At 51.0% G+C, this 8,743-nt stretch carries 8 protein-coding genes; 3 read left to right on the forward strand and 5 right to left on the reverse strand.

Annotated features, from left to right (window positions below; genetic code table 11):
- Positions 1–4 precede the first annotated feature (4 nt).
- Positions 5–1,369 carry a phosphoribosylamine--glycine ligase gene (gene purD / locus JW883_16395; protein ID MBN1843846.1) on the forward strand — a complete coding sequence of 455 codons (1,365 nt, stop codon included), beginning with the start codon at positions 5–7 and terminating at the stop codon, positions 1,367–1,369.
- Between the two features lie 9 nt (positions 1,370–1,378).
- A complete protein-coding gene (gene purE / locus JW883_16400; GenBank protein ID MBN1843847.1) occupies positions 1,379–1,900 on the forward strand; it encodes a 5-(carboxyamino)imidazole ribonucleotide mutase in 522 nt (173 codons plus the stop codon).
- 28 nt (positions 1,901–1,928) lie between these two features.
- Here the strand turns inward: purE and JW883_16405 are convergent, their stop codons facing one another.
- From JW883_16405 to dnaA, 5 genes are all read right to left on the reverse strand, one after another.
- Positions 1,929–2,366 (reverse strand): SH3 domain-containing protein, encoded by a 438-nt coding sequence (locus tag JW883_16405; GenBank protein MBN1843848.1) that lies wholly within the window; start codon positions 2,364–2,366, stop codon positions 1,929–1,931.
- Positions 2,367–2,421: 55 nt separating this feature from the next.
- Positions 2,422–3,057 carry a serine/threonine protein phosphatase gene (locus JW883_16410; GenBank protein MBN1843849.1) on the reverse strand — a complete coding sequence of 212 codons (636 nt, stop codon included), beginning with the start codon at positions 3,055–3,057 and terminating at the stop codon, positions 2,422–2,424.
- 17 nt (positions 3,058–3,074) lie between these two features.
- On the reverse strand, positions 3,075–4,016 hold the full coding sequence (locus JW883_16415; GenBank protein MBN1843850.1) for a radical SAM protein: 942 nt from the start codon (positions 4,014–4,016) through the stop codon (positions 3,075–3,077).
- Between the two features lie 126 nt (positions 4,017–4,142).
- Entirely contained in the window at positions 4,143–5,531 is a 1,389-nt protein-coding gene (locus JW883_16420; GenBank protein ID MBN1843851.1) for an FAD-binding protein, read from the reverse strand.
- On the reverse strand, positions 5,528–6,868 hold the full coding sequence (gene dnaA / locus JW883_16425) for a chromosomal replication initiator protein DnaA (protein ID MBN1843852.1): 1,341 nt from the start codon (positions 6,866–6,868) through the stop codon (positions 5,528–5,530). The genes JW883_16420 and dnaA overlap by 4 nt, the downstream gene beginning before the upstream one ends.
- A 639-nt stretch (positions 6,869–7,507) precedes the next feature.
- Here dnaA and pdxA point away from each other — a divergent pair.
- On the forward strand, positions 7,508–8,530 hold the full coding sequence (gene pdxA / locus JW883_16430; GenBank protein ID MBN1843853.1) for a 4-hydroxythreonine-4-phosphate dehydrogenase PdxA: 1,023 nt from the start codon (positions 7,508–7,510) through the stop codon (positions 8,528–8,530).
- Positions 8,531–8,743 lie beyond the last annotated feature (213 nt).

An 8,743-nucleotide genomic window follows, 5' to 3' on the forward strand; every position in this document is an offset into this window, starting at 1 on the left:
AATTATGAGAGTATTAGTGTACGGATCAGGAGGCCGGGATCACTGCCTGGCAGACAAATACGCCGACAGCCAGCACGTTGACAAGGTCTATCTTTCACCGGGAAATCCGGGGGTGCTGCACACCGCAAAGGGCCGTGAGGAGAGAAAGCTCATAGAGATTGTGAGATTGAAGGACTTTGGGCAAGTTGCGGACTTTTGCGCGGATCAGGATGTGGATCTGGTTGATGTGGGGTCTGAGAATCCCTTGGAGGAGGGGCTCATCGATCTCTTGAATGCCAGGGGGGTACGAACTGTCGGACCGAGAATGGAGTATGTGAAACTGGAAAGTGACCGGGCATTTGCCGACGATCTCTTGCGACAGATTGGCGTCGGCAAACCAGAGTATCAGATCTTTGATGATCCGGAAGAGGCCAAGAAATACATTCTGAACATCGGCTATCAGGTCGTAGTCAAGGCAAATGGTCTTGCCGCCGGAAAGGGCGCCATCGTCTGCGACGAGCTTGCTGACGCCGTTGCCGCCATAGAGAGAATCATGATCGAAAAGGCCTTTGGAGAATCGGGCAACAGGGTGGTCATTGAGGAGAGAAAATACGGCACGGAAATCTCTTTCTTTGTTTACCTTGACGGGGAACACGTGCTGCCCCTGAAGATGTTCGCTCAGGATTATAAGCCTGCCTTTGATTCCGACGACAAGGCATCCATTGAGCAGTTCGGAGGAAATCTGAACACTGGAGGCACCGGATGTTATTGTCCCCACAAGCTGGTGAGTCCCTGGCTGGTCAACAGGATCATAAAAGAGATCGTCAATCCAACGGTTAATGCGATTTACAACCGTCTGGGCTGGAAATACAAAGGAGTTCTTTACTTCGGCCTGAATCTGGATCCGTATGATAACCTGGATGTTTTCGAACTCAATGTGAGACACGGAGACCCGGAGTGGGAGGTCCTGGCGCGGAAACTGAGTACGGATCTCTTTGAGATCGGTACGGCGGTTTGGGAAGGGACCTTGGACCAGGTCAAGCAGGTCTGGAACAATCAGCATTATGTGGACGTCATTGCAATGGAGGGCCGCTCCAAGGCCTCCAGGGGGTGGAACAAAGGATATCCCGGTCGTTATGGAAAGGGCCACAGGATTACCGGGCTAGACCAAATAGAGCGGGGCATTGCTGTCTATTTTGCCGGTGTGGATGAAGACCCGGAAAAAGGCCTGGTCACCTACGGAGGAAGAGTGTTGCACCTGGTGGCAGGGGACTCAACACTGGAAGGAGCAAGGGAGAAGGCATACAGAAATATCAAGAAGCTGGCCTTCGTGGATCACAACAACAACGGGGCAAGTTGTCTCAGGTTTCGTCTCACTATTGGGGCATAGGGGTCGATTATGAAACAAACGGATGATCAGAACAAACTTCCGGTTGTGGGAATTGTCATGGGGAGCGATTCAGACTGGGGCGTTATGCAAAAAGCCGTTTCAGTTCTTGAAGATCTCAACATACCTTTTGAGGCAACCGTCTCTTCTGCCCATCGCAGCCCGGAAAGAACGGCAGAGTATGCCAGGTCTGCCCGGGCCCGGGGCCTGAAGGTGATCATTGCAGGGGCGGGGGCTGCAGCCCACCTTGCCGGATCCATTGTGGCCTTGACCACATTGCCCGTAATCGGCGTTCCACTGGATTCCTCCTCACTGCAAGGGCTGGATGCTCTTCTGGCCACGGTCCAGATGCCGGCAGGTGTGCCAGTTGCCACCATGGCTATAGGGGCTGCCGGGGCAAAGAACGCTGCCATACTGGCCGCCCAGATTCTAGCAACCAGTGATCCTGAAATGGAAGCAAGGCTCGAAGAATTCAAGAAAAATCTGGCCACCCAGGTGGCCGAAAACGCTGCGACGTTACAGAAAAATATGTAGTTTTTGAATCAGTATAAGTCTCATCTTCTCAATATCCCCAGATCAGGGACTTGTGTATCCACGCTACCTCGCCGTCTGCATGCTGGACCTTTAGCCAGTTGCCCTTTTTCCCAACGCGCTTGAAGCTGACCCCCTTTTCAGCCTGAAATACTACCCTGGACTTCGTCCCCGGCTCCTCCCGAACATTGATCAGAGGAGCCTTGACAATAACGGTCGGGATTTTTTTTAGCAGCGAGTGAAAAACCCAACCCTCGTCATCCTCAAAGTCTCGGATCTTGTACCAGTTGCCGGATTTCTTGACCGTATCGACAGGGTAATACTTGCCGACAGACCACAGGATCTCATGATTTGTTCCAGGCCCGGAGCGTATGTTTGCCTTGTCCACACAAACGGCAAGCCGCCTGGCGCTCGCCTCCCCGCCCATTAGTAAGATAGAAAAAATTACAAAGAGACAAATTCTTTTCATATTTATTTTCTCAGTATTAGCAGAGTAATCCTATACCGAACATAGTCAAAAAGACTCATACGCTGAAAAATCTCACAGCAGGCAACTCAACACACGTCAACTTATTACCATAGACGGCGCCGGTATCAATTCCTATTTTATTGTCAAGAATCAACGGTTCTCGGAAAGGAGTGTGGCCAAAGATCACACGCTTGCCAAAATCAAAGTCCGTATAGATAAACTCTTCGCGTATCCAAAGCATATCCCGTTCGTCTTGTTCGTCAAGAGGAATGTTCGCTCTCAAACCCCCATGGACAAAGATGTAATCTTCCGTTTCATAGTATAGGCGAAGATTGTCAAAAAACTCAAGATGTTGTGGTGGTATAGGGTTTGCTTCAAGCTGGCCGGTGTTTTTCATATAACTGTTCAGCGTGGCCTCCCCGCCATTATACAAAAACGTGAGCCTGTCAGCCCCGCTCAAGTAGTCTTCCAACATCAATTCGTGATTTCCCTTCAGGAAGACCACGCGATCCGCCCTTTGACCCAAATCAATGAGATAGTCAACGACTTCCTTTGAATCCGGCCCGCGGTCTATATAGTCTCCGATGAAGACCAGCGTGTGCTTTTTCAAGTCAATGTCGATGATAGCCATTAACGAGACTAGCTTGTCAAGGCAGCCGTGTATGTCGCCCACTGCAAAGATTTTATCCATATCTACTTCGAATTCTATCAGAACCACCGCAACGCAAACGCCCGCCTCCTTTCATCCAGCCGGGTGATTCCCTCCTCCTGTGCCATCTCAATGGCCTTCTCGAACTCTTGATCGGTGATGCCTCTACTGAGTGCCGGCACCTCTGATGCGCGACCGCACGGTCTGTACTGAGGCATAATGTTCACATAGCTGTTGGTTGAAATTTCCTTTGCCAGAAACCGCATAACACCTCTCGTCCCTGCCAGCCCTTCAGGCAGAACGAGGTGGCGGATTAGCAGACCCCTTTGGGCGATCCCTTGTCCATTGAGGATCAAATCGCCCACCTGGCGGTGCATTTCTCTGAGGGCTTCTCGAGCCACCTGTGGATAATTCGGCGCATCGCACAGCTCTTTAGCAACTTCCGGGTCCCAGAACTTGAAGTCAGGCATATAGATATCAAAAACGCCATCCAAGATGGCCAGGGTGTCGGCGCTATCAAACCCGCCGCTGTTATAGACAAGGGGGATTCGAAGACCCGCATCAACCGCTTTGTCAAGACCAGCCAGGATCTGTGGCACTACGTGAGTGGGGGTGACAAAGTTGATGTTGGGACAACCCCTGTCCTGAAGGGAAAGCATAGCCTTGGCAAGGTCGTCTGAAGAGAACTCCATGCCTTCGCATTCGTGGCTGATGTCATAATTCTGGCAGAAAATGCAAAGGAGGTTGCATCCGGCAAAGAATATCGTGCCTGAGCCGTGTTCCCCAACGAGGGGACTTTCCTCTCCAAAATGGGGGCCAAAGCTCGACACAATGGCAAGCTCACCTATCTGGCAGATCCCCTTTTCCCCCGAGAGTCGATCCACCCCACACGCCCGGGGACAGAGCGTACAGGCCTCTAGGATTTCGTTTGTCTGGCAGACCTTTTTCTTCAGAAGCCCTCGATCGTGGGCTTCTATGTATGCAGGCACAAAGGAAGCCATAGCTTCCAAATCATCTCCCGGTCCCAGGTTGCAGGAAAAACACGTTGTCAAAATTGTATTAAATATTGGCCCATAAGTCAATTTACTTCACATGGAAAGTTGGGTCGTCTGGGCTCGGATGTTTACTCAACAGGAAGGTGGGGTCTCGTGAAATATCTTCCCTGGGTTTAGTATGCCGTTGGGGTCAAATGCGGTCTTGATGCGCTTCATCAGGGCAATTTCCTCGCTGCCGATCTCCATCTCGAGGTAAGGGGCCTTGGTAATCCCCACGCCGTGTTCTCCGGAGATGGTCCCTCCCATAGCAATGGTGTGTTTGAAAAGCTCTTCCACGGCCCTCTCTGCTTGCCCAAGCGTTTCCTTGTCACCTTTATCCAGGATAATGTTAAAATGGATATTGCCGTCGCCTGCATGTCCAAAGCTCACCATGGTGAGCCCCGTCCGCTCTCTCAGTTCGTCTATCCATTGAACGATGTCGGGAATCCGGCTGCGGGGCACGACAATATCTTCATTAATTTTGTCCGGGCCAAGGCGAAAAAGGGCGGGTGATATGGCCTTTCGGGCCCGCCAGAGCTCTGCGGCCTCTTGTTTGGATTTGGCCACATTGATCTCAAGGGCGCCATTTTTTCTGCAGACATCTGCTAGTTGTCGGAGGGCCATATCCGTGGCAGAGGGACTCCCGTCAACCTCCAGGAGGAGCATGGCGCCTGCGTCCACAGGGAGTCCAATATTCAGATACTCTTCGACACACGAAATGGCAGATTGATCCATATACTCCACCGTCCTTGGTATGATGCCGGAGCGCATGATTTCAGAGACCGTCTTTGCAGCATGCTGGATGCGGCCAAAAACCGCGGTTGATGTGCGAACCACCTCAGGCAGGGGAAGCAAGCGCAGCACAATCTTGGTAATGACCCCCAATGTCCCCTCGGAACCGACGATCAGCCTCGTCAGATCGTAGCCCGCCACGCCCTTGGCCGTACGTACGCCCGTTTTGATGACCTTGCCTGTGGGAAGGACTACTTCGAGGCCGAGGATGTAATCGCGCGTCACTCCATACTTAACCGCCCGGGGTCCCCCGGCGCACTCAGCCACGTTTCCCCCCAACGTGCTGTATGAAGCACTGGAGGGATCAGGCGGATAAAAGAGCCCTTGCATCTCCACCCTCTCTTGAAAATGGGCAGTAATGACACCTGGTTCAACTTCGGCTACAAGATTATCGGGATCAATGGACAGTATGCGGCTAAAGCGGGTCATCACCATGACCAATCCGCCTTGAATGGCCAGGGCGCCTCCGCTCATCCCCGTACCGGCGCCTCGGGGAATAACAAAAATGCGAGATTCATCGGCCAGTCTCATGATGGCCGAGACCTCATCCGTATCTCCCGGAAAGACTACAGCATCCGGACAGTGGTGACGATTGGTGGCGTCGTATGCATAACAGAGCAGGTCTTCTTCTGCGGTGGTGACATGCTCTCGGCCAACGATGGCCTCAATCTTGGGAATGATCGAAATCAAATGTTGCCCGACTCCACTTTTTTCGAAAGGAACTCCACCTGCTTCTGGACAGGCCCGTTTTCCCTAATGAACCTCTCCACGGTTCCTATGGCATGCAGGGTAGTGGCGTGGTAGCGGTTGAAGCTCCGGCCAATGGCCTGGAGAGACTGGCCAGTATAACGCCTGGCCAGATACATAGCGATTTGTCTGGGCTGCAAGATGTTGCGTTTGCGTGACCTGGATATGAGATCCTTGATGGAAAGCTCGTAATACTTGCAAACGAGTTTCTGTATACCCTCTATTGTAATTTCCTGGGAGCGGCGCACAACATTGTCTACAACACTTCCGGCCAGCTTGGTATCTATGGGCAGATTCAGCAAAGAAGCCTTGGCCGCAACCCCGATGAGACCGCTTTCAAGTTGCCTTACATTTTGTGCAAGTTCGCTTGCCAGATACTCGATCACAACTTCTGGGATATCGATCTGTTTCAATGAAGCCTTTTTCCGGAGAATCCGCACACGGGTCTCATAGTCAGGGGATTCAATGTTTGAAATTATACCTGCTGAGAGCCGCGACGTAAGCTTTTCATCCATTTTGGGGATGTCGCGCGGGAGATAGCTGCTTGTAAAAATGAGTTTTTTCTTGGCATCGAACAGGGCATCCAGTGTGTAGGCCAGTTCAGCTTGTGTTTTTGTCTTGCCACTCAAGAACTGCACATCTTCCAAGAGCAGGACATCACACTGCCTCCGATACTTATCCTTGAACTTTTCAATGCTATCATGACGAAGAGCACGAATCATGGCATTGGTGAATTCTTCTGCAGTGATATAGCAAACACGGATGGCCGAGTTCTTTTTCAATATGTGGTTTCCCACGGCCTGGGAAAGATGGCTCTTGCCCATGCCCGTTCTTGACAACAAAAAGACCGGATTGTGGTAGTCATTTTCTGCACAGGCTAACGACAGAGATGCATTATAGGCAAAATCATTACACATCCCCACAACGAACTGGTCGAATGTGAAGTCCATATGAAAGGGAAACAGCATGCGCTGTCGATCTTCAACATGGGGAAGAACAAGTTGTTCTTCCTCGGGCGTATCGCACGCATTGCCATTGTGCCCGCTGGAAAGCTCAAGTCTAATGCGATAGGTTTTTCCACATAGGCTTTCCAATTCTGCTTCAATCAGACCGAGATAGTGACGGGTAACCCACTTCTTGAAAAAACCGGTGGGACAAGCCAGGATGATTTCTTTGTCTTGCCGTGCGACATACTCCAGCGGTTTGATCCAAAGCCTGAAGTTGTGGTCCGGCATCTTCTGGTGAATGCTGTTTTTGGCTTGATTCCAGGCATCTAGCATGGCTTTATCTCATAACCTCATAGCGATGTATAACATTCGTTGACTTGATTAAGAAAAGGGCTGTCAAATCGCCATGGCGCCCACTTGGATTGCCACACGGTCATGGCTCGTTGCGTGCGAATTCCATGGACCACATATCTTTTGGGTTTACAATTTCCTCTAAAAAAGGTCAAAATATCGGCTTTTGCTGAGAAATCTGAAAAGTGCAGTCCTGCTTTCTGAAAGGTGCCTGCCTTGTAGGATATGGACCGTTCATTGTCAAACCGAAAAGAAGCAGGTCCTGACCAGTTCGTGAAATAGTTTTCAACATCTTATAACTACTTCATATTACAGGCTATTGATTTGTCGTTGCTCCAAAAGCTCTATTATTTGCCCCTTCCAGAGAGACCCGTGATGTCCGTGTAATTTAGAGCCCTTGCGGATTTTATGACAGATCTTGAAAACCTTCGCGATCTCAGAAGCTCCAATATTCTACGATTTTCTTCTATTTTCTAGAAAACGCGCAAAAAAACTTGCGCCAGGCCATAATGTTTTGTTTTTCCAGAGATAAAAAAAACTGACGGCAACGAGGCAGTTAGTTGTTTGACTTTCCGGCGCCAAGCCTGTAGGAAAATTGGCAAGAAAGGACATTCAGCTGTCATGAGCAACCGCCCTATCATAGGTGTCACCATGGGAGATCCGGTCGGGATCGGGCCTGAAGTCATATTGAAAGCGCTCTCCCAAAGATCCCTGTATGATATTTGCCGACCCATTGTCCTTGGAGATGTCAGAGTGTTGACCGCAATGAACCAACGGTTTGGAACGGGCTTGATTATTCGAGATGTTTCCGGCCCTGAGGCCGGGCATTACGAGCCGGGTATGATAGACGTCGCCGCACTCTCTGATTTGGACTGTGATCAGCTTCAACCTGCACGTCCCAGTCGAGCAACGGGCCAGGCCATGGTGAAATATGTCACCGAGGGTGCGGACTGGGCCATGCAGGGCCGCATTCGCGGTCTGGCCACCTGCCCCATCAACAAGATGGCCATGCGCACAGCCGGCTTTGACTATGACGGACACACCGAACTCCTTGCCGAAATGACAAAAACCTCAGAGTACGTAATGATGCTCGCCGGAAATAGGCTCAGGGTTGCCCTGGTAACCATCCACATCCCTTTGGCCCGGGTTTCCGGAGAGCTTACGATTGACGCAATCCTTAAGACGATCAGGATCACGGAAGAGGCGCTCAGAAACTCGTTTGGCATTGAAAAGCCGAAACTGGTGGCCGCAGCCCTGAACCCTCATGCAGGTGAAGGCGGCATGTTCGGAGATGAAGAGAGCCGGATCATCTCTCCGGCTCTTTGCCAGGCTGCCAAGGCCGGAGTTGATGTGTCCGGTCCTTATCCTTCAGATAGCTTGTTCTATCAGGCCCTGAAAGGCAAGTGGGACGCCGTTATCTCGATGTACCACGACCAGGGGCTGATACCCTTTAAGATGGTCCACTTTGCCGATGGGGTAAATACAACTCTGGGGCTTCCCATCGTGCGGACATCTGTAGACCATGGCACGGCCTATGATATTGCCGGAAAAGGCCAAGCAGACCCGGGAAGCCTCCTGGCTGCCATACGCATGGGTGCCCACCAGGCCAGGGAAAGGGCAAAAAGCAAAGGGCAGAGAGTATAGATTGTACTTCCCACTACTACAAACTGCGTTTTTTGAGAGTCCGTTGCCCGTAGTCAGTAATCCGCTGTTTAAGAAGCTCAAGGTTCGAGATTAGAGGTTGGAGGCAAGAAAAAAACAGCTTTCTTTTGTAACCGTTCACAGGTTACATTTATGCCGTACGGAATTGTTTTGAAAGATGAACGTCGAACATCGAACATTGAACGTCCAACGTCG

The organism is Deltaproteobacteria bacterium, assembly GCA_016930875.1.
Classification (GTDB): Bacteria; Desulfobacterota; Desulfobacteria; order Desulfobacterales.

Bases quoted from the DNA above. Each gene is read 5' to 3' on its own strand.
- purE (MBN1843847.1), top strand. From the start codon at position 1,379: ATGAAACAAACGGATGATCAGAACAAACTTCCGGTTGTGGGAATTGTC.
- purD (MBN1843846.1), top strand. From the start codon at position 5: ATGAGAGTATTAGTGTACGGATCAGGAGGCCGGGATCACTGCCTGGCA.
- JW883_16405 (MBN1843848.1), bottom strand. From the start codon at position 2,366: ATGAAAAGAATTTGTCTCTTTGTAATTTTTTCTATCTTACTAATGGGC.
- pdxA (MBN1843853.1), top strand. From the start codon at position 7,508: ATGAGCAACCGCCCTATCATAGGTGTCACCATGGGAGATCCGGTCGGG.
- dnaA (MBN1843852.1), bottom strand. From the start codon at position 6,868: ATGCTAGATGCCTGGAATCAAGCCAAAAACAGCATTCACCAGAAGATG.
- JW883_16415 (MBN1843850.1), bottom strand. From the start codon at position 4,016: ATGGCTTCCTTTGTGCCTGCATACATAGAAGCCCACGATCGAGGGCTT.
- JW883_16410 (MBN1843849.1), bottom strand. From the start codon at position 3,057: ATGGATAAAATCTTTGCAGTGGGCGACATACACGGCTGCCTTGACAAG.